The sequence below is a fragment of the Streptococcus sp. NLN76 genome, from assembly GCF_015686645.1.
GTDB lineage: Bacteria > Bacillota > Bacilli > Lactobacillales > Streptococcaceae > Streptococcus.
In genome coordinates this window covers 1-21,504 of record NZ_JADPMS010000001.1, presented here as the reverse complement: position 1 = coordinate 21,504, position 21,504 = coordinate 1, and the positions used below count along the sequence as shown (strand labels likewise).

Here is a 21,504-nt window from a genome sequence, read left to right as displayed (position 1 = left end):
ACTGCAACAATAGCCTCACTTTCTACTTCAAACTTGGCTTTCATTCGCCAGATAACAGCACCCATGGATGGCAGAGTAAAGCTCAAGGTCTGCTTATAGTCTTTCCATTGACCCGGTTGAGTAGCTGTATCCGGATTATGATCTAACCAGGAACCTCCCCAAGCTTGGAGTTCGGTATTCCAAATTTCTTGATAAAGACCTGGATTGGGAACACCGATCGTAAAGTCTCGACGTTCAACCGGTGCCATGTTGAAAACACAAATCAATTCAGACCCTTCATTATTTTTCCGACTAAAGGTCAAGACTGTTTCATCTTTGTTATCTGCGTCAATGATTTCAATACCATCATAGGAATCATCAATATCCCAGAAAACAAATTCATCCTTGTAGAGACGATTCAATTCGGATGTGAAGTGTTGCATCCGGCCATTGAGATCATCGTCCAAATCATGCCACTCCAAAGCTTCATGCGATTTCCACTCTAGGAATTGCCCCCACTCACTGCCCATGAAGAGAAGTTTTTTACCCGGATGGCAAATTTGATAGGTATAGAGATTTCGTAAGCCTGCAAACTGGTTGTAGCGATCCCCCCACATTTTATGCATGAGGCTCTTCTTCCCATGGACGACTTCGTCATGGGAGAAGGGCAGAATGTAATTTTCCTTAAAGACATACATAAAACTGAAGGTAACCAAATTAAAGTCGTACTTACGATAAATAGGATCCATTTCATAAAAGCGCAGGATATCGTTCATCCATCCCATGTTCCACTTGTAATCAAATCCTAAGGAATTTTCGCCGTCACCAGTAATCTGAGTATAGCTAGTTGCTTCCTCCGCTATCATCATGACATCTGGGTGGTATTGCTTCATAACCTTATTAAGCTTTTTAAGAAAGTGGAAACCTTGATAGTTAAGGTTACCGCCATCCTCATTTGGCGTCCAAGGTCCTTGATCATAATCCAAGTAAAGCATGTTGCTGACGGCATCAACCCGAACGCCGTCCAAGTGGAAGGTTTGTACCCAATAATGAATGCTTGAAATCAAGAAGGATTGCACATGGGGTTTACCTAAATCAAAGTTCAGTGCACCCCAGCCATAGTTGTGAGCTCGGTGGTGGTCCTGGTATTCATAGGTTGGTGTTCCATCATAATAGGCCAAGGCATCGTCATTAATCGTGAAATGGCCCGGAACCCAATCCACCAACACTCCAATATCAGCTAAATGACAGGCTTCAACAAAATCCCTAAACTCTTCCGGAGTCCCGTAAGACTGGTCCAAACCAAAGTAGCCCATTAGCTGGTAACCCCAACTCTCTGCGAGGGGGTGAGTCATGAGTGGCATAAACTCAACATGAGTGTAGTTCATAGCCTGTAAATAAGGAATCAGTTCCCGCTGCAAATCTTTAAAAGTATAGGGTTCCCCATCTGAATGTGAGCGCCAGGATCCTGCATGAACTTCATAGATCGAAATAGGACGCCCCTTGAAACCCATGGACTTCCGTTGAGCTAGCCATTCCTGGTCTTTCCACTCTTTTTCTGGAAGTGTGTAGATCACAGCACTGGTTCCAGGCCGCTTTTCAAAAATACGGGCCATCGGATCAATTTTATCCACCACTTGCCCGCCTTGTCTCTCTACTTGAAATTTATAAAGATCCCCTTCCTGAGCAAGATTGGTCCAAGCTTCCCAAACTCCTGCCTCATTCTTAACCATCGGAATTCGATTTTCTTGCCAATTTGTAAAGTCTCCAATGACATGTACCATCTGGGCGTTGGGCGCCCAAACTCGAAAGCTATAGCCATCATTTTCACGATGAACGCCAAGGTAATTCTGAAGATTGTAGTTCTCACCAATCCCAAAAGTCCACATAGCTTCGCGATAATCCATACGATCACCCTTTCCGTTTTGTAAGCGCTTTTTTATAAGAATATTTTACTATATTTCAAGTAATTTCACAAGCTATTATACAACAATTTTAGGAAAAACAAATCAATTGTCTGAAAATTATCAACTGTCATTTTCCTGTTTTTCAAAAAAAGGAAAGTAAAGAAAAACTGGACCTGGGAAAACCCAGAATCCAGTTGCAAAATGGATGCGATTAGTCAAAATCCACATATTCTTTTTGAAGTTCCAAAACTTCTTCTGCTGTAGCGCACTCAGTCAAAGCACGGTTAGCCATTTCTTGCATTTTAGCAGTATCCAATTTCTTCATCAAACTACGAGTCCGAAGAACAGATGTGGCACTCATAGAGAACTCATCCAAGCCCATACCTACAAGAAGTGGAACAGCTTGCTGATCTCCAGCCATCTCCCCACACATACCAGCCCACTTGCCTTCGGCGTGAGCAGCCTTGATAACGTTGTTAATCAAGCGAAGAATCGATGGGTTATATGGTTGATACAAGTAAGAAACTTGTTCATTCATCCGGTCTGCCGCCATTGTGTATTGAATCAAATCGTTGGTTCCGATTGAGAAGAAGTCCACTTCTTTCGCAAATTGATCGGCAATCATTGCTGCAGCAGGAATTTCAATCATAATACCTACTTGAATATCATCCGCAACCGCGACACCTTCAGCCAACAAGTTAGCTTTTTCTTTATCCAAGATTGCTTTTGCAGCACGGAATTCAGAAAGAAGGGCTACCATTGGGAACATAATCCGCAATTTACCGTGAACAGATGAGCGAAGAAGGGCCCGCAATTGTGTACGGAACATTTGATTTCCAGTTTCTGAAATAGAAATACGTAGGGCACGGAATCCAAGGAATGGGTTCATTTCTTTTGGAAGATCGAAGTAAGGAAGTTCTTTATCTCCACCAATATCCATCGTACGAACCACAACTGGTTTGCCATTCATACCTTCCAAAACAGCTTTATAAGCTTCATATTGCTCATCTTCTGTAGGGAAGTCTTGAGAATCCATGTACAAGAACTCAGTCCGATAAAGACCTACTGCTTCCGCACCGTTATCATTAACCCCTTCAACGTCTTTCGGAGTACCGATATTGGCTGCCAATTCAAAGTGTTTGCCATCAGCTGTTACAGTTTGAGCATCTTTCAAGAGAGCCCATTCTGCTTTTTGTTCTGCATAAGCACGACCCGCAGCTTCAAATTCAGCAATAACTTCTTCAGATGGATTGATCACAACCTCACCTGTGATACCATTAACGGCCAACACATCCCCATCTTTTACCATTTCAGTAATGTTGTTGGTTCCAAGTACAGCCGCAATTTCAAGGGTCCGAGCCATGATCGCAGAGTGACTTGTCCGTCCACCAATGTTGGTTACGAAAGCTTTAACAAACTCTTTGTTCAACTGTGCTGTATCAGATGGAGTCAAATCATGGGCAATCACGATTGCTTCTTCATCAATGGCAGCTGGGTTTGGTAAACGTACACCTAGGAGATGGGAAAGCACGCGCTTGGTTACATCACGAATATCTGCAGCACGCTCTTGCATATACGGATTGTCATCCATATTTTCAAAGAGTGTGATAAACATATCCGTCACTTCCTTTAGTCCTGCTTCCGCATTGACTTTTTTAGCACGAATGGTTTCTTTAATTTGACCGATCATTTCTGGATCAGCCAACACCATCAAGTGGGCATCAAAAACTTGTGCTGCTTCTTCTCCAAGGCTATCTACTGCATTTGCACGAATAAAAGAAAGCTCGTTTTGAGAAGCTTCTAAAGCCACATCTAAACGAGCCTCTTCTGCATTCGTATCTTCAACTGAAACTGTCTCGAAAGACAAGTCTGGTTGGATGAGTAGATATGCCTTAGCAACAGCAACACCATCAGACGCTGCGATTCCTTTAAGCATATTTGTCATCTCCTTATGCCAAACCTTCTTTTTCCATTGTTTCTGAGATTGCTGCGATTGCATCGTCAGCATCTGCACCTTCAGCAGAGATTGTTACGTCAGCACCTTGACCAACACCAAGGCTCATAACACCCATGATGGATTTCAAGTTAACGGATTTACCTTTATAATCCAAAGTAATGTCTGAAGCAAATTTACTTGCAGTTTGCACCAAAAGGGTTGCTGGACGTGCGTGAATTCCTGTTTCTGCTACAATGTGAAAATCTTTAGAAGCCATAATGACTCTCCTTTATATTTTTTCTAAGGTTTTTGATAACCCTTACAATTAAGAATTATAACACTTGTCTTGTTTTTTTTCAAGAAAAAATTTCCGCTTTCAGAAAAAAGGAGCTTTTTCAGACCAAAAGAGCTAGCTACACAATATTTTGTTGGGCTAGGTTCATAATTCCTTGATTTTAACCAAAGTCCACCAAAAGAGACCACAACATGTTGTGTGAAATAAAATCTTGAGCACAAAATATTGACAAAAATCTGACTTTCCCCTATACTATTCCCATACTCAAAAACGAGAAGGAGGTACCCTTGTGGTAACTGTTTATTCAAAAAACAACTGCATGCAATGCCGTATGACCAAGAAATTTCTAGAAGACAATCATATATCTTATAAAGAAATCAATCTAGACCTTGAGCCTGAATACATCAACACTGTTAAAGAGATGGGCTTTTCGGCTGCGCCAGTTATTGTATCCCCCAATGGGAGCTTCGCTGGTTTTCAACCTGACCGATTAAAAGAGCTTGCCTAACCTAGAGGGAGTGATAGAGATCAAAAGTCGGATTGTTTTCTATCACTCCCATCGTTTTGAATAAAATACCCGTCCATCTGAAAGGAGAACCCTCATGGGTCTTAAAGATTTAGAAAATGTATCTTATTTTCGTTTAAACAATGAAATTAACCGTCCAGTGAATGGACAGATTCTGCTCCACAAGGATAAAGAGGCTCTAGAGGCCTTCTTTAAAGAAAACGTACGGCCAAATACCCGTCAGTTTTCTTCTATTACTGAAAAAATTAACTATCTCATTCAAGAGAACTACCTCGAAGAACCCTTCATTAAAAAATACCAACCAGCATTTATCGAAGAGCTCTACCAATTTATTTTGGATCAACAATTTCAATTCAAATCCTTCATGGCAGCCTACAAATTTTACAATCAATATGCCCTTAAGAGTAATGATGGGAACGAATACCTTGAAGGAATGGAAGACCGGGTACTTTTTAACGCACTCTACTTTGCGGATGGCCATGAAGAGATTGCTAAAAATATCGCCAACGAAATCATCCACCAACGCTACCAACCAGCTACCCCTAGTTTCTTGAATGCCGGTCGTGCTCGCCGCGGTGAACTGGTATCCTGTTTCTTGATTCAAGTAACCGATGATATGAACTCTATCGGTCGTTCCATCAACTCAGCCCTTCAGCTCTCCCGTATTGGTGGCGGAGTCGGCATCTCTCTCACAAACCTTCGGGAAGCTGGTGCTCCAATCAAAGGCTTTGAAGGGGCTGCGTCTGGTGTTGTACCAGTTATGAAACTTTTCGAAGATAGTTTCTCTTACTCCAACCAATTAGGGCAGCGTCAAGGAGCTGGAGCGGTCTATCTCAGCATCTTCCATCCAGACATTATTCAATTTCTGTCTACCAAAAAAGAGAATGCGGATGAGAAAATCCGGGTTAAGACCCTTTCCTTAGGAATTACTGTTCCCGATAAATTCTATGAACTGGCACGGCAAAATGAAGACATGTACCTCTTCAGTCCCTATTCGGTTGAACTTGAATACGGGGTTCCTTTCAGTTACCTAGACATTACTGAAAAATATGATGAATTGGTTGCCAACCCTCGCATCCGCAAAACCAAAATTAAAGCGCGAGATCTAGAGACTGAGATTTCAAAATTGCAACAAGAATCCGGCTATCCTTATGTGGTCAACATCGATACCGCTAACAAAGCAAACCCTGTTGACGGAAAAATTGTCATGAGTAACCTCTGTTCTGAAATTCTCCAAGTGCAAGAACCAAGTCTGATTGATGATGCCCAAAACTATGTCCGTCTCGGAACAGACGTCTCCTGTAACCTCGGTTCCACCAACGTTGTCAACATGATGGCTTCTCCTGATTTTGGAAAATCTATCCGAACTATGACACGTGCTCTGACCTTTGTAACAGATTCTTCTAACATCGAAGCTGTTCCTTCAGTGGTCAACGGAAACCGCCAAGCACACACCTTTGGTCTTGGAGCGATGGGACTTCACTCCTACCTAGCTCAAAACCATATCCATTATGGATCAGAGGAATCCTTGGAATTCACCAATATCTACTTCCTCTTGATGAACTATTGGACCTTGGTTGAATCCAATAATATCGCTCGCGAACGGGGACAAGTATTCCATCATTTTGAAAAATCAACATATGCGGATGGCAGCTATTTCGACAAATACTTGGAAAAAGACTACCAACCAAAATTGGACAAGGTCAAAGAACTCTTCAAAGATATCTTAATCCCAAGCAAAGCGGATTGGCAAGCCCTCAAAGATGCTGTCATGAAAGATGGTCTCTACCATCAAAACCGTCTGGCAGTTGCGCCGAACGGCTCTATCTCTTATATCAACGATGTTTCCGCTTCCATACACCCTATCACACAACGGGTTGAAGAACGCCAAGAGAAAAAAATTGGTAAAATCTACTACCCAGCAGCGGGTCTTTCAACCGACACAATCCCATACTATACAAGCGCCTATGACATGGACATGCGCAAAGTCATCGACGTTTACGCTGCTGCTACTGATCATGTGGACCAAGGCCTCTCCTTGACCCTCTTCCTCCGCAGCGATATTCCTGAAGGGATTTACGAATGGAAAAAGGAAACTAAGCAAACAACGCGTGACCTCTCCATTCTACGGAACTATGCCTTTAACAAGGGGATCAAATCCATCTACTACATCCGCACCTTCACCGATGACGGCGCTGAAGTTGGCGCTAACCAGTGTGAAAGCTGTGTCATCTAGTTCCAAGTATTACAAGCTTAAAATCCATCCAAATGGATGGATTTTAAGCTGCCTTCATTACATTTTTCTATCATTTAAAAGCTTGCTAAATCAAGGTTTTTCACGAATTCACAACCAACTCATCCCCTTGAGATTCATTGCTAAAAATTGTATAATGGAACGAGTTAATTTTTGTGCTAAATTGGTTCAAAACGATTACTAAACCTAACACAGAAATTAAAATAACTCAAACAGGAGTCACCATGGAAACATATTACGAAGCCATAAACTGGAATAACATCGAGGATGTGATCGACAAATCCACTTGGGAAAAGTTAACCGAGCAATTCTGGCTTGATACCCGGATTCCCCTCTCAAACGACTTAGATGATTGGCGGAAATTATCAACTCAAGAAAAAGATCTAGTTGGAAAAGTTTTTGGCGGGCTAACCCTCCTCGATACCATGCAGTCTGAAGCCGGTATTGAAGCTCTCCGCCAGGACGTCCGGACTCCTCACGAGGAAGCAGTCTATAACAATATCCAATTTATGGAATCTGTTCACGCCAAATCTTACTCATCTATCTTCTCAACTTTAAATACAAAAGCAGAAATTGAAGAAATCTTCGAATGGACCAATACCAATCCCTACCTTCAAAAGAAGGCGGAAATCATTAACAAAATCTATGAAAACGGAACAGCACTTGAGAAAAAAGTTGCCAGTGTTTTCTTGGAAACTTTCCTCTTCTATTCAGGATTTTTCACTCCCCTCTACTACTTGGGAAACAACAAACTCGCCAATGTAGCCGAAATCATTAAATTGATTATTCGAGATGAATCTGTTCACGGAACCTATATCGGCTACAAATTCCAGTTAGGTTTTAAAGAGTTAACAGATGGCGAGCAAGAGAACTTCAAAAACTGGATGTATGACCTCCTCTACACCCTCTATGAGAATGAGGAAGCTTATACACGCTCTCTTTACGATACAGTAGGCTGGACCGAGGAAGTTTTAGTCTTCCTCCGTTACAACGCTAATAAAGCCCTTATGAACTTAGGGCAGGATCCCCTCTTCCCAGATACAGCGGATGATGTCAACCCTATCATTATGAATGGAATTTCTACAGGAACTTCCAACCATGACTTCTTCAGCCAAGTCGGAAACGGTTACCTTCTTGGAGAGGTTGAAGCCATGGAAGACAATGACTACCTTTATGGATTATAGACCCTAAAAAACCTTCAAGTCAATGATTGACTTGAAGGTTTTTTGATAGTCGGTCCCTCTCCTCTACTACATAAGGAACAAAATAGCTAGTGAAGCAATAGCATTATTGAGCATGTGTAACCAAACCGCATCCCAAATATTGTTACGCCGCTCCATGGCTCGATGGAAAAGGTAACCCATCCAAGAATAGAAAATCCAGTCAAGAAGTACGGCCCAGCTTGAAAAATCCGGAATGTGCATCGCGCCAAAGGCCATTGAAACAAGGATGGCACTAATCCCTGGAGACCACCCCTTAAAGACATAGCGTGTACCAAGACCTCGGAACACAAATTCTTCCAGGACTGGACCTATAAAGGCCAAGGAGATTACTGTAGCAGTTAAATAAGGACGCCCAACATCCTGCAGGGCAGAGACAGAATCAACGATTAGTTGCTGATTTTCCACGGGTTGATTCAGTCCGATTAAAGTGCGCACGAATTGAAATGCAAGATTGGAAATCAGCAAGATGCCCCAATTCTTAAAGAGATACTTCCACTCTTCTCTTCCAAAGTCTGCTTGTTGTGGAGCGGTCGGATCCACTCGAAATACCCAACGGGTGATTCCAAAAACCACAGCAAATATGAGAATCAAATAGACAAAGACCTGAATCCACTGCATACTGGTCGGATAATTCACTCCCTCAAGACCTAAGAGCATGGGCAATGCATTGAGAGCACCGACTACTTGAATCATAAAGAACCAGATCAGAATACGACCCAACCATTTTAAAATTTTTACCATCGATAACGACCTCACCTAGAAAAGTCTGTAAATAACAGGGAGAAGGAAGGGAGGAGTCCCCCAAGCTGGCTTATACTCATTCCATTTCAAAATCTGAATGCGTGAATCCTCTTCGCCGAACTTATTGATTGCGTGCTTTGCACGCCTTATCGATAAGATTCAACAGGCCTCCCCGACCTGTTGAACGATCTTCATCGGATTGAAGGAGGGTGGGACAAAAGTCTCAACCTTCCTATTTTAGTTAGTGGAATAACTTTGACGCAGTGGTTGATTTGCTCAAACAGCTAAAAGGTTGTTTGAGGTAGCAGATAGGATTTGCGAAGCAAATAACAATTGTTCGCTGTTATTGAGAGAACATTTCATGTTCTCTTATCCAGATACTCAAAGAGTCAATTCCTGACTCTTTGATCTCCGAAAATAACCTAATCAACTGTGCGGAAGTGGGACTACGAACAATTTTTTTCGAAAATTGTTCTGTCCCACTCTCATTCGTTTCAGATTTCAAACTATTTCAAGTATTATAGTCTTTTAGTTTGCTTTTAGTACAAGGCAGCGAGTCGCAGGCAGTACTAAAGTACGGCAAGACGAGCTAACACAGTAATAAAAGATAAACTAAAAGAGTATACTTATGGAGTTCCTCCCAGCTTCAATCTACTCTCGAAAGCGATCCCCAAGCTTATAGATGATCTGAAACAGCCTCTAAGAGCTTGTGAATAGCTGCTTGATCACTACCTCCAGCCATGGCCATATCTGGTTTACCACCACCACGACCAGCTACGATTGGAGCTAGTTCTTTGATCAAGTTACCTGCATGAACATCTTTTGAACGGCTAGCAACCAAGACATTAACCTTGTCTCCAATTGCAGCAGTTAGAACAAGAACATCAGAGTAGTCTCCTTGTTTCCAAGTATCGGCGAAGGTGCGGAGTGCTCCTGCATCATCAACTTCAACTTGCTTGGCAATATAACGAAGACCATGAGCTTCTGCCACATCTTGGAAAATTTGGCCAGATGCTGCTGCAGCAGCTTTTTCTTTCAATTCCCGATTTTCTTTTTGCAATTGACGGGCTTGTTCTTGAAGGGCCTCAACTTTAGCTGGGACATCACCAACTTGTGGCGCTTTCACTTGACGAGCCAACGCTTGCAGTAATTTCGCTTCTTCACGATAAGAGTTATAGGCCTCGCGACCTGTTACAGCTACAATACGACGAGTTCCTGAACCAATCCCTTCTTCTTTTAGAATTCGGAAAAGACCAATTTCGGAGGTATTGCCAACGTGAGTACCTCCACAAAGCTCAACTGAGTAATCACCGATAGAAACCACGCGCACATCTTTGCCATATTTTTCACCAAAGAGGGCCATAGCTCCCATCTCTTTAGCGGTGTCAATATCTGTCTCAACCGTTTCAACTGCCAAGGCCTCATTAATTTTAATATTGACATCTGCTTCGATTTGCGCCAATTCCTCTGGCTTCACTGCTTCAAAATGAGTAAAGTCAAAGCGGAGGAAATCTTTTTCATTTAAGGAACCAGCTTGGGTCGCGTGTTTACCTAGGACATCATGAAGAGCTGCATGAAGCAGGTGGGTTGCCGTATGGTTTTGCATCACACGACGGCGACGATCTTTATCCAGAACCAAATGATAGGTGACCTCCTTGCTCAACGGTGCCAGAACTTCAACCTTGTGAAGCGGTTGACCATTCGGAGCCTTCTGCACATCCACAACTTGAGCAAGAACTTGTCCATTCTCATCTAAAATCTGACCATGGTCTGCAACCTGACCACCCATCTCAGCATAGAAGGGGGTCTGCTCAAAAATCAGATAGGCTTCACCTGATACAACACTGTCCACTTCAGCATCTTCTTGGACCAAGGCTACCAAGCGAGCATCCGCTTCTTGAGCATCGTATAAGAATTTACTTGGAACTGTTAGGGCCTGCAAAGTCTCATTTTGACTTCCCATTGAAGTGCCTTTCACCACAGAGGCCCGTGCCCGTTCTTGTTGAGCCTTCATCTCCTGATCAAAGCCTTCTTTATCAACGGTCCAACCACGTTCCTCTGCGATTTCTTCGGTTAATTCGACTGGGAAACCATAAGTGTCGTAGAGTTTAAAGGCAGCTTGCCCAGAAATAACGGTCTCCCCTGCTTTTTCCATCTCAGCGACAATCTCATCCGCATAGGCTTGACCCGCTGTCAACGTACGAGCAAAGGATTCCTCTTCATTTTTAACAATCTTCTGGATAAAATCTTGTTTTTCAAGCACTTCAGGGTAATAGGATTCCATGATTTGACCAACCGTTGGCACCAAGCGGTACATAAATGGTTCATGGATTCCAAGTTTTTGTCCATGACGAGCAGCTCGACGAAGTAAGCGACGGAGGACATATCCACGCCCTTCATTTCCAGGCAAGGCTCCATCTCCAATCGCAAAGGCTAGAGAACGGATATGGTCTGCAATCACCTTGAAACTCATGTTATCGCCATCTGGATCATACGTCTTACCGGACAAAGCTTCAACTTCATTGATGATTGGCATAAACAAATCTGTCTCAAAGTTGGTTTTAGCTCCTTGCATCACAGCAACCAAGCGTTCAAGACCAGCTCCCGTATCAATGTTCTTGTGAGGCAATTCCTTGTACTCACTCCGTGGGACACTTGGATCTGCATTAAATTGGGAGAGAACAATATTCCAAATTTCAATATAACGGTCATTTTCAATATCTTCCGCCAAAAGACGAAGTCCGACCTTATCTGGATCAAAATCTTCTCCACGGTCGAAGAAAATCTCTGTATCTGGACCAGAAGGCCCTGCACCAATTTCCCAGAAATTATCCTCAATTGGGACCAAATGATCTGGCTCAACCCCTACTTCAATCCACCGGTTGTAGGAATCTTTGTCATCTGGATAATAAGTCATATAAAGTTTGTCCTTAGGAAAGGCAAACCATTCTGGACTGGTCAAGAGTTCCCAAGCCCATGTAATGGCTTCATCACGGAAATAGTCTCCAATGGAGAAATTTCCTAACATTTCAAACATGGTGTGGTGACGAGCCGTTTTCCCTACATTTTCAATATCATTGGTCCGAATCGATTTTTGAGCATTGGTGATCCGTGGATTATCAGGAATCACAGATCCATCAAAATATTTTTTCAAGGTTGCAACACCTGAGTTAATCCATAAAAGTGTTGGGTCATTTACCGGAACCAGATTCGCTGATGGCTCGATAGCGTGACCTTTTGAAGCCCAAAAATCCAACCACATCTTGCGAATTTCAGCACTGGTCATATATCTCATTAATATTCTCCTTCTATTTTCAATGAAAAAGACAAGCTCAATCGACGAAGGGCGTCTCAACGCGGTACCACCTTCCTTCGATGAACTTGTCATCCTCATTGCTTTATTCCAAAAATCTCTCAAGTAGCAAGATAAGACCCAACTAGTAGCTTACACCAACCGCTACTTCTCTGCAAAGTTGCCTGTTTTATCTATTCTTGATACATTCATTATACTCCAAGTAGCCTGTTTGTCAACTACTTATCTTCAGAACTGGAACTTGCAGCTGCCTCACCAGTCGCATTCATGTATTGAGAGAAGGCATTTTGGAAGGCTGGGTCTTTAACCTTGATATTGGCTTCTTCCATCTCCTTACCAACTACACTTTGGATAAAGGCACGATCCGAACGTTTTTCAGCTAAGATGATGCTCTCCAATTGTTTCTGGTAATCTTTCCAATTGTCCTTCTTCTGGGTCTTGTTGGTAACTTTGATGACGTAGTAGCTTGTCGTTAAGGTGCTATTGTTAGTCACCTTAATCACGTCTGAAACACCATTGTTATCCAAAGCAAAGGCAGCCGTTTTGACTTCATTCGGTAGGGCAGTAGAGGCTGAGTCAAATTTCATCTCGCCTCCTTTGTCCTTGGTTTCCTCGTCATTGGAATTATCTTTAGCCAACTGGGCAAAGTCATCTCCATTTTTAGCCTTTTCCGCAACTTCTTTGGCTTTGTTTTCATCCGTCATACGAATCACTTGGGCCGTTACCTCAGGGGTGTATTTTTCGTAAGCAGCCTGATAGTTTTCGTCAGTTAGCTCACTTTTTGCCGCTTCATTAACCGCGTACTCTACCAATTTATTGGTTCGAATCTGCTCACGGTAGGTATCAGGCGTCATCCCTTCCTGAGCCAAGACTTGTTGAAAACGGTCACCATAGGCTTGAAGACTCTTATTATACTCTTCTGTCACCTCTTCGTCTGTCACTTTATCCCCGTATTTTTCGTCAAGGATCTCATTGATAGTCATGGTCAAGAGGACTTGTTGAGCTTGGGTGTCATTCTTCACCTTATCATAATATTCAGCAACCGTAATGGTATTGCCTCTCATGGTAATGACATCTGTGTTGTTATCGGTCTCACGCGCACAGGCAGCTAGAGCCACTACAGATAGAAGCGTCACTACTCCAATCTTGATTTTTTTCATGCTTGAATCACTCCTTTATACAATAACTTTCTTAGTATATCATAACTTGGCTTAAAAACAGCTAAATTAGGTGGATTCTTGTGGAAAAACCACCTGTTCTGCTTCTTTTTTTACTAGAAGTAGACCGTCCCCAAGAGGCAAATAGGAAACCGTCAAATCAGGATGGCTGTCTACTGCATCAAATAGTTTGTGGAGACCTCGATAAATCGCCCGTTGGCCACGTCGAATATCTGCTAAATCCTTGGTGATATCGCCCCCTTGGAAAACATCGTCAAAGATTAAGATACCGCCTTTGGGTAGCAAATTGAGTAGATCAGGTAGAAAGACAACGTATTTGGACTTAGCAGAATCGACGAAAATCAAATCAAACTGCTCACCCGTCAAGTTTTGTAGCCACTCCTGAGCTTCTCCTTCTAGGAGGCGAATACGTTTCCCTTCCTCATAGCGGGCAAAATTTTCTTTTGCAAGGCCAATCATCTCAGGGTTGCGGTCAATGGTGGTAATTTGACTTTTCGGCAGAGTCTCAGCCATCATGAGAGCAGAAAAACCAATGGCTGTCCCAACCTCTAGAATGGAACGAGGAGCGATACTCTGTAAAAATAATCGGAAAAAGGCAACAGTTTCCTTGGGAATAATAGGAATGTTCTCGCGTTCAGCAAAATCCTGCAATTCCCGAAGGAAATCCGGTAAGCCTTGATTCTGACTCCGCATGAAGTCCACGATTCCCTCTTGAACCACCGGTCGGCGCATATTGGGATTGGAATGTTTGGAATAGGTCTCAACCATTACAGCATCCCCAATTCTTTGGCCAAGCTTTCCAACTCATCCAAGCGACGTTCAAAGACCGCAAAAGCATCATTGAGGTAATCTTCCGCTTCCATATCCACACCTGCTTTCGCGATAACAGCCAAAGGATAGTCCGAATTGCCGGCCTTCAAGTAATGAATGTAAGCTTCCCGGTCCGCATCGGTGCCATGTACAATCTTATCCGCCAATGCAGACGCCGCCGCAAAACCAGTTGCATATTGGAAGACATAATAGTTGTAGTAAAAATGTGGAATCCGTCCCCACTCATATTGAATCTGTGGATTTTCTTCAGCAGCGAGACCATAATACTTGGCATTCAATTCCGCATACAAATTATTAAGGAAGTCGCTAGTTAGAACCTGCCCTTCTTGATCTGCTTGGTGGATTTTTTGTTCAAACTCCGCAAACTGCGTTTGACGGAAGACCGTACCACGGAAGCCATCCAAGTAATGATTCAGAATGGCAAAACGACTTTGCTTGTCTTCCACGGAAGCCAGTAATTTCTCAGTCAAGATATTCTCATTGGTGGTGGAGGCAATCTCTGCCAAGAAAATTGAATAATCCCCATAAACATAAGGTTGACTTTCGCGACTGTAACTAGAATGCATGGAATGTCCAGTCTCGTGTACCAAAGTAAAGAGATTATCCAGATTATCTTGCCAGTTCAAAAGCATATAAGCTTTGGTATCATAGGATCCACCAGAATAGGCTCCAGACCGTTTCCCCTTATTTTCGTAGACATCAATCCAACGATCGGAAAAGGCTGCTTCTACTTTAGCCAGATAGTCGTCACCGAGCACTGCTAATACCTCTTTCGATTTTTCCAAAGCTTCTTCATAAGTGAAAGTCAAGGTGTTGCGGCTCAGCGGGGTATACAGATCATACATCTTTAGATCTTGAATGCCGAGAATGCGCGCTTTCAAATCTACATAGCGGTGAAGCAATGGTAGATGGCGATTCACGGCCGCAAGTAGGGTATCATAAACCGATTCTGGAATAAAGTTTGCGGCCAAGGCAGCTTGACGCGCAGAATCAAATTTCCGAACTTGTGCCTGGTAATTATGAACCTTGACAGTGGTTTGCAAGGTTTTAGCATAGGTGTGTTGGAACTGCTCGTAGACGGCGTACATCGCCTCATAGGCATCTTTTCGTACGCGTCTATTATCAGATTCCATAAAATGAATAAAGTTACCGTGGGTTAACTGCACCGCTTCCCCATTTTCACCTTCAATAAACGGCAGTTCTAAGTCCGCATTGTCCAAGATAGAGAAGGTTTCGCTCGCAGCCCCAAAGATTTCAGAAGCCCCAGCCAAAAGCGCTTCTTCCTTAGGGCTAAGAACATGCTCCTTTTGAACCAATAAGCGCTCAAAGTAATGACGATACAGTTCGAGCCCCAGCTCTTCTTTCATAAAATGTTCGAGTTGCTCCTCAGTAATAACCAAAAATTCAGGCTCATAAAAGGCGAAGGTCTGACCATACCGTGCATAGAGGCCATTAATTTGAGAGTATAACTCCTGATAGGCTGCTTGGCGGGTATCCTCATCCTGCTTCATGGATGCATACACATAAAGTTTTTCCAAGCGACGCATCAGTCCCAACTGTACCTCTGTAATCTCCAATAAGCTCTGCGCAGAGTCTAAGAGGTGACCTTCATAATTGGCTGCAGCCGAAATATCCGCATCCAAGGCAGCAAACTCTTCCCGCCAAGCCATATCATCTGCAAAAACGCTGGTCAAATCCCAGGTGTATTTTTCATTTATATCTTTTCGTTCGTTACTCATATAAAATCCTCCAACGTCCCTATTTTATCACAATCTTGCCGGTAATAAAAAGGAGAATAGACAACTTGCTTCTGCCTTTGCTGACACTGATCATAAAAAGCTGCAAACAAATCCCCATAGGACCTCTCCAATTCTGTTATCCCTGGCAATTCCCAGCCCCTTTTTACCGGAATCACTTGTGGATACCAAGCTTCTACAGGAAGAGTAAGCAGATTCTGTCCTACTTGATAGGCCTCAACTTGCTTCTTCATCCAAAAAGGATTGCGGTAACGTAATTGCTTGGCCAAATAGCTAGGGAAGGACATGTCTAGACGTCCCTTAAAAGAGAACAGACAGCGTTGCTGATAGGGCCAACGCAGCACCTCTCGTAAACTTCCCTGAAAAAATGGAAAAACCCTCACCAATCCCTGACAGCTCCCATGCAAATCCTGGTGGAGCAAGTAATGCAGGACCAACTCTCGCTTCTCCTTGTCCACATTCCAGAAAAAATAGCCACAAGCGGGACTAAACTGCAGACAATCTGCTTGGAGACCTGTCAATCGCCCCCTTATAAAATGTCGCGACCCCAAAAGCCAGACCAAAGAAATCCCCTGCTTCCGATAGGTCAACGTCCGACGAATACACTCTTCCTGACTCAGTGGGCTACACTGAATTTCCAAGCCTAGATTCCCTGACAAAAGCAGGTCAGTCACTATTCCTGCTTGTGGATGCCCTACTTCTACTTGAACGGACTCCGTCTTCTGAGCCCATTCAAATAAAAGGGCCTTGAGCTCGAGGTGTTCAGCCCCCTCGTTCAATCCTTGGTAAAAACAGGATTGGCCAGCAGGGTGGGCAAAATGCCGCCGCAGGCGTCCGCCACCCTTTAAGACCAATTTTTGCTGGCATTCAGGACAAAAAAATTCCTCTCCATTGGGGAGAGGATTAATCAGTAAATGATGGAAGTTTCCCTTGCTATCTATGGCTTGAAACATGCTCTTTCCTCCTTACATTCTTATTCGAAATTAGGAGAATAAATGTTCACTTTTAGATTCATCCACATGAAGAAAGGGAACCATGAGCAAGACGATCAGTAGGAGGCCAACCATGAACCAGGACATACTTTCATAACCAGAGGTATCAATCAACCAACCGGCCCAGGTCTGAACCAAAATCGAGAGCAAGCTTTTGGCGGTTTGTATCAAGGCCATTCCTGTCATTACAAACCGTGGGCCAACCAGATTGTTGACCAATTTTAGAGTCAGCATAATCAAGGTCATATTGGCCGCATGTTTAGCTAGCAGTGTTCCAAAGATTTTGAGAGGGATTGGAGCGGCGAGCCCAAAGAAAACAAATTGCAAGGTCATGAAAAAAATGGGAAATAGAATCAAAATCTTGCTAGGATAGCGATCCATGAAAAGATAAGAATAAAAAATAAGGGGGGCTTCGCAGATTACCGCTAGTGAGACCACTGTTGAAGCTTGACTGACACTAAGTCCACTCGCTTCTAACATAGCGGGAATGTAGGTGTGTCCGACATTGGCCACTCCTGAAAAAAGAGCAATGATCATCAAGGCAAGAAGATAGGGGCGATTTTTAAGGATATCGTTCATAAAAGATTCTTCTTGCTTTTCCTTAACAGGGGCTGTTTCCTCACTAAAGGGCAGACCCAAAACTCCAATAATGGACAAGACTAAGGTTCCTAGAAAAGTCACATAGATGGCCTGGGGATGAATCATTTGGTAGAGAATCCCCGCCATCTGAGTACCTGTCGCATAGCCAATGGTTCCCCAGACGCGAATAGATCCATACTTATAAGGTGAACGGGCAGCTAGGAGATCCATTACCGGATTAATTCCATTAATCATCATTATAGCCAGACTATACCCTAAAACCAATCCCCAAAGATGCTTAGATAAGAGAAAAATAATACCACCGGCTAAAGCCAATCCTAAACCAGCTAGCGTCACAGGTTTGATCCCCAGACGGTCATTGAGATAGCCCAGGACAGGTTGAGAAAGGACCGATGTCAGGAAGGATACCGAAACGACCAAAGAAACCTGACTAGCCGAATAACCTAAGTCCAACATGTAGATCGATAAGATAGCTGAAAAAAGAGCCCAGGACAGGTAAAAAAAAGTGTACATCAAAAAATAACGAAAATATAAAGAGGCAGAACGTTCCACCAGCAACTCCTTTCAATCACACAAAAGTCGAGGAAGCGATTACTCCCCCTTTGTTTCCTATACCAATTGGATTTCAAATTCTGCATAGTCATACAATCCAAAGCCTGAATCGAAGGGTTTAAACTATCTGCAAATTTTGAATGGTACAGTGATACTCGAAACAGTTCGAAATCTGAAACGAATGAGAGTGGGACAGTACTAATTTTATTCGAATTAGTTCGTAGTTCCACCTCCGCACAGTTAATGAGGTTGTTTTCGGAGGTCAAAGAGTCAGGAATTGACTCTTTGAGTATCTGGATTAGAGAACATGAAATGTTCTCTTAATAAAGGCGAACAATTGTTATTTGCTACCTCAAACAGCCTTTTAGCTGTTTGAGCGAATCAACCACTACGCAAAAGTTATTCCACTAACTAAAATAGGAAGGTTGGGACTTGTCTCACAGCCTCATTTATAGGTAATAAAGCAAGCATCACTTGCCTTCAATCCGATGAAGATAGATTCAACAGGTCTGGGAGACCTGTTGAATCTTATCAATTAGGCGTGCAAAGCACGCAATCAATAAGTTCGGCTAAGAAGATTAACACATTCAGATATTGAAATGTCATGAATACAAATCAGTCAACGCCAAGACCCAGGGCCTGGGCAAGAGTATACACTCAACGAAAGAAAGAGGTCAGGTATCTGGGACCCGCCTCTTTGTTCCTGCAACCATTTGGTATAGTCTTTTAGTTTATCTTTTATTACTGTGTTAGCTCGTCTTGCCGTACTTCAGTACTGTCTACGACTCGCTGCCTTGTACTAAAAGTAAACTAAAAGACTATAAAATACCTATTTGATTGTTTTTTTATCTCTTTTCTTGGATTTTTTCTTTTCCTTTGTACCCGTATTGGTGAAGAAGAGACGAATCAAGAGTAGAATCAATGCCAAGAGCAAGAAGATCGGAATCAGAAGTAACCATTGATAGTTGTCTAGAAGTGATACGAGCAAACTATTCTCCCGATTGCTTTTAGTTTGGCCGTCGGCCTTTTGAGCTGAGGCAAAGAAGGAATTATCTTTTGTTACCTTATAGGTCACATCTAATTGTTCATTGATAGGGCTTAAACCATTTTCTACTGTCAAGACATCATTCTTGACTTGAACACTTGGAGTTGAACCCTTCTTAACCGTCGCATATACGTCCTGGTCAACCTTGTATTTCTGGCCATCTACTTCAACCAAGCCCTTATCGAAAATTTTCTTATATTCGTAATCTGCGAAGGCTTTTTCTAAGAGGGCATTTCCAAATGGGTGTCGATAATATTCTCCGTCTTGATCTGCCCAGTCCCCAACTCCCATAATCAATTCAACAAAGCGCTCTCCTTTACGCTCACCAGTCGCAATATAGTTAAAGGCCCCTTTAGGACTAGAACCTGTCTTCAACCCGTCAACACCTTCCATCCCATAAAGGGCCCCTTCAACTGAATAGTTGTAAGTTTCGAAGGTTTCTTCATAAGGCGTCCCTTCTTTAACAGTAACCACTGGAGCTTTGGTATAGTTTAAGATATCTGGGTACTTGTTCACAAAATTGACACCAAGAATAGCCATATCCCGTGCGGTGGTCTGATTGGCCTGCGTGTTATCATACTTTTGCGGAGTATAATAGCCACTAAAGCTGACTGCCGCTGCTCCACTGGCATTGTACCATCGGGTATTGGTCATGCCCAGTTTTTGTGAGGTTTCATTCATTTTATCCAGGAAAACATCTGGATCGCCATTCGAGAGAAGGTCTGCCAACATAACGGTTGTTACGTTGGAGGAAGGGATGGCGGTCATGGTAATCAGCTCATCAACGGTATAGTCTACTCCGGCAACAATCTTATTATTAGAGATCGCATAGAGACCTGCTATCGCTTGTTCCCGTGGGGTTGCGGTCACCACATCCTCTTTGGAAATTTCTCCTTTGTCCAGGGCTTCGAAAACCAGGTATAGAGTCATCAGTTTACTCATACTAGCTGGATCTCGAACCAGGTCAGCATTATCTTCCCATACCACATCCCCAGTTTTTGAATCCACAATGATGGACGATTTTGGACGATGAATATCCAGAACTTCCGGATACATTTCGCGCGTGATGTCCATAAGCTCGTCAGCGGAGGCTGCAAGTGGAGTTGTAGCCAATAAGGCTGCCATTAAGAGGACTCCAAGTTTTTTCATCTGTCATCTCCTTTGTTTCAATCTCTTTTATTCTATCATACTTTTGAGTCGCTTCCTAGGAAGTCATTTTATGAAAACGTCTAACAAGTTGATTTTTAGGCATTTCCTATTTTTTATTTCCCAATAAAACCAAAAGTCTTCAAAAGGGCTTACATTTTTGCTAAAGTATGGTAAACTTAAGTAAAAGAAGTTAGAAAGATACCACTATGACACAGAAACGTGCCCGATCACAAGAAGCCATTGAGCAACGCTATAAAGACATACTCAGTGCTGCACGCAAGCTCTTTCTGGTCAAATCCTATGACCAGATTTCCTTGGTCAGTCTAGCTAAACAATTGGATATTTCACGTCCCTCCTTCTACACCTACTTTCCATCGAAGGATGCCCTTTTTCTACAATTGCTAAAGGAAGAAGGCTTGAAATTTGCGGATGCTTCTCTCCATCACTTTAAGGAAGCAAAAGAGCTCCCATTATTTTGCCAGGAGCTCATTGCACTGGTAGTAGAACACCCTCTCTTCATAAAGCTCTTATCCATCCCTTTCACAAGTATTCAGTGTCATCAAACGGATGAAGAAGCCATGCAGCTACAGATAGAGGTCGTTCCTTTCTTTGAATCATTGGCTTTTATTTTCCAACAGCAGTTTCCCTCGGCCAATCAGGTCGATATTTTAAAGGCTGTGCACCAGTTCTATCTCTTAATCACCACAATCTCCAATTTTGGTTTTTTCGCCCAAATCTATCAAGAAAAAAACTTGGATTTCTTTGGTCCTATCTCATCCGCCGACACCGTTTCTTTTTATTCGGACATGCTCTATAAAATGGTTCGTGATCTATAAACTCATACTCATTACATTTCAAAATCTGAATGTGTTATAGTCTTTTATTTGAAAATAACACAGTAAAAAAGCGCAAAAAAACACTATCTGTGTTATACTTAAGGTGAACATATTTAAAAATGTCTTAAGGATGTTGCCGCATCCCTAATGCTCTTGCTGCTTCATAAGTTTGATGTGTTTTCAAAAGTTTGTAGACAATTCTTAGTATCTTATGAGCACAAGCGATAACAGCCTTCATCTTACTTCCTCTTTGGGAAACTCTATTGTATAAAGATGAGAAAGCTGGATCTTTGGAGTGTCCTGCTATCATACCCGAGATCGTTAAGGCATGTTTTAAGTATTTATTTCCTTGCGTTATTCGCGAGGATTTTTTAATACCAGCACTTTCAT

The 21,504-nt window shown here is 42.7% G+C and carries 14 protein-coding genes and 2 pseudogenes; 4 read left to right on the top strand and 12 right to left on the bottom strand.

Translation table 11 applies throughout. The features are described from left to right. Window positions 1-26: 26 nt before the first annotated feature. The 3 genes and pseudogenes from glgB to I1A59_RS00065 all read right to left on the bottom strand — a co-directional run. Window positions 27-1,886: pseudogene (gene glgB, locus I1A59_RS00075) on the bottom strand (1,4-alpha-glucan branching protein GlgB); the annotation flags it as partial. A gap of 211 nt (window positions 1,887-2,097) precedes the next feature. Further along, window positions 2,098-3,831, bottom strand: coding sequence for a phosphoenolpyruvate--protein phosphotransferase (gene ptsP / locus I1A59_RS00070; RefSeq protein WP_196090791.1), 1,734 nt, complete (start codon window positions 3,829-3,831; stop codon window positions 2,098-2,100). Between the two features lie 4 nt (window positions 3,832-3,835). Then, on the bottom strand, window positions 3,836-4,099 hold the full coding sequence (locus tag I1A59_RS00065; protein ID WP_135035680.1) for a phosphocarrier protein HPr: 264 nt from the start codon (window positions 4,097-4,099) through the stop codon (window positions 3,836-3,838). Between the two features lie 307 nt (window positions 4,100-4,406). On the opposite strand from I1A59_RS00065, the gene nrdH reads away from it, so the two are divergent. From nrdH to nrdF, 3 genes are all read left to right on the top strand, one after another. Further along, window positions 4,407-4,625, top strand: a complete 219-nt coding sequence (gene nrdH / locus I1A59_RS00060) for a glutaredoxin-like protein NrdH (RefSeq protein WP_196090790.1) — start codon at window positions 4,407-4,409, stop codon at window positions 4,623-4,625. A gap of 94 nt (window positions 4,626-4,719) precedes the next feature. Next, window positions 4,720-6,879 carry a class 1b ribonucleoside-diphosphate reductase subunit alpha gene (nrdE, locus tag I1A59_RS00055; protein WP_196090789.1) on the top strand — a complete coding sequence of 720 codons (2,160 nt, stop codon included), beginning with the start codon at window positions 4,720-4,722 and terminating at the stop codon, window positions 6,877-6,879. A gap of 242 nt (window positions 6,880-7,121) precedes the next feature. After that, entirely contained in the window at window positions 7,122-8,081 is a 960-nt protein-coding gene (nrdF, locus tag I1A59_RS00050) for a class 1b ribonucleoside-diphosphate reductase subunit beta (protein WP_196090788.1), read from the top strand. 66 nt (window positions 8,082-8,147) lie between these two features. Here the strand turns inward: nrdF and I1A59_RS00045 are convergent, their stop codons facing one another. The 8 genes from I1A59_RS00045 to I1A59_RS00010 form a co-directional block, all read right to left on the bottom strand. Further along, a complete protein-coding gene (locus I1A59_RS00045; protein ID WP_196090787.1) occupies window positions 8,148-8,861 on the bottom strand; it encodes a type II CAAX endopeptidase family protein in 714 nt (237 codons plus the stop codon). A gap of 676 nt (window positions 8,862-9,537) precedes the next feature. Further along, window positions 9,538-12,156: an alanine--tRNA ligase gene (gene alaS, locus I1A59_RS00040; protein WP_196090786.1), complete on the bottom strand. Its 2,619-nt coding sequence runs from the start codon at window positions 12,154-12,156 to the stop codon at window positions 9,538-9,540. Between the two features lie 236 nt (window positions 12,157-12,392). Beyond that, complete coding sequence (locus tag I1A59_RS00035; RefSeq protein ID WP_196090785.1) at window positions 12,393-13,334, bottom strand: peptidylprolyl isomerase; 942 nt, start codon at window positions 13,332-13,334, stop codon at window positions 12,393-12,395. A gap of 66 nt (window positions 13,335-13,400) precedes the next feature. After that, window positions 13,401-14,120 carry an O-methyltransferase gene (locus I1A59_RS00030; protein WP_196090784.1) on the bottom strand — a complete coding sequence of 240 codons (720 nt, stop codon included), beginning with the start codon at window positions 14,118-14,120 and terminating at the stop codon, window positions 13,401-13,403. Then, a complete protein-coding gene (gene pepF, locus I1A59_RS00025; RefSeq protein ID WP_196090783.1) occupies window positions 14,120-15,922 on the bottom strand; it encodes an oligoendopeptidase F in 1,803 nt (600 codons plus the stop codon). Before pepF ends, I1A59_RS00030 begins: the two co-directional genes overlap by 1 nt. Beyond that, complete coding sequence (locus I1A59_RS00020; protein ID WP_196090782.1) at window positions 15,919-16,893, bottom strand: competence protein CoiA family protein; 975 nt, start codon at window positions 16,891-16,893, stop codon at window positions 15,919-15,921. Before I1A59_RS00020 ends, pepF begins: the two co-directional genes overlap by 4 nt. Before the next feature lie 30 nt (window positions 16,894-16,923). Continuing rightward, window positions 16,924-18,090 carry an MFS transporter gene (locus tag I1A59_RS00015; protein ID WP_196090781.1) on the bottom strand — a complete coding sequence of 389 codons (1,167 nt, stop codon included), beginning with the start codon at window positions 18,088-18,090 and terminating at the stop codon, window positions 16,924-16,926. An 823-nt stretch (window positions 18,091-18,913) separates the two neighbouring features. Further along, entirely contained in the window at window positions 18,914-20,278 is a 1,365-nt protein-coding gene (locus I1A59_RS00010) for a DUF1958 domain-containing protein (protein ID WP_196090780.1), read from the bottom strand. Window positions 20,279-20,484: 206 nt separating this feature from the next. Here I1A59_RS00010 and I1A59_RS00005 point away from each other — a divergent pair, with 206 nt between their 5' ends. Next, entirely contained in the window at window positions 20,485-21,114 is a 630-nt protein-coding gene (locus I1A59_RS00005) for a TetR/AcrR family transcriptional regulator (protein WP_196090779.1), read from the top strand. Window positions 21,115-21,238: 124 nt separating this feature from the next. Here the strand turns inward: I1A59_RS00005 and I1A59_RS09500 are convergent. Further along, window positions 21,239-21,504: pseudogene (locus tag I1A59_RS09500) on the bottom strand (hypothetical protein); the annotation flags it as partial.

Coding starts and splice junctions, on each gene's coding strand:
- ptsP (WP_196090791.1), bottom strand. CDS start 3,831: ATGACAAATATGCTTAAAGGAATCGCAGCGTCTGATGGTGTTGCTGTT.
- I1A59_RS00005 (WP_196090779.1), top strand. CDS start 20,485: ATGACACAGAAACGTGCCCGATCACAAGAAGCCATTGAGCAACGCTAT.
- alaS (WP_196090786.1), bottom strand. CDS start 12,156: ATGAGATATATGACCAGTGCTGAAATTCGCAAGATGTGGTTGGATTTT.
- I1A59_RS00030 (WP_196090784.1), bottom strand. CDS start 14,120: ATGGTTGAGACCTATTCCAAACATTCCAATCCCAATATGCGCCGACCG.
- I1A59_RS00045 (WP_196090787.1), bottom strand. CDS start 8,861: ATGGTAAAAATTTTAAAATGGTTGGGTCGTATTCTGATCTGGTTCTTT.
- nrdF (WP_196090788.1), top strand. CDS start 7,122: ATGGAAACATATTACGAAGCCATAAACTGGAATAACATCGAGGATGTG.
- nrdE (WP_196090789.1), top strand. CDS start 4,720: ATGGGTCTTAAAGATTTAGAAAATGTATCTTATTTTCGTTTAAACAAT.
- I1A59_RS00010 (WP_196090780.1), bottom strand. CDS start 20,278: ATGAAAAAACTTGGAGTCCTCTTAATGGCAGCCTTATTGGCTACAACT.
- I1A59_RS00035 (WP_196090785.1), bottom strand. CDS start 13,334: ATGAAAAAAATCAAGATTGGAGTAGTGACGCTTCTATCTGTAGTGGCT.
- pepF (WP_196090783.1), bottom strand. CDS start 15,922: ATGAGTAACGAACGAAAAGATATAAATGAAAAATACACCTGGGATTTG.
- I1A59_RS00065 (WP_135035680.1), bottom strand. CDS start 4,099: ATGGCTTCTAAAGATTTTCACATTGTAGCAGAAACAGGAATTCACGCA.
- I1A59_RS00020 (WP_196090782.1), bottom strand. CDS start 16,893: ATGTTTCAAGCCATAGATAGCAAGGGAAACTTCCATCATTTACTGATT.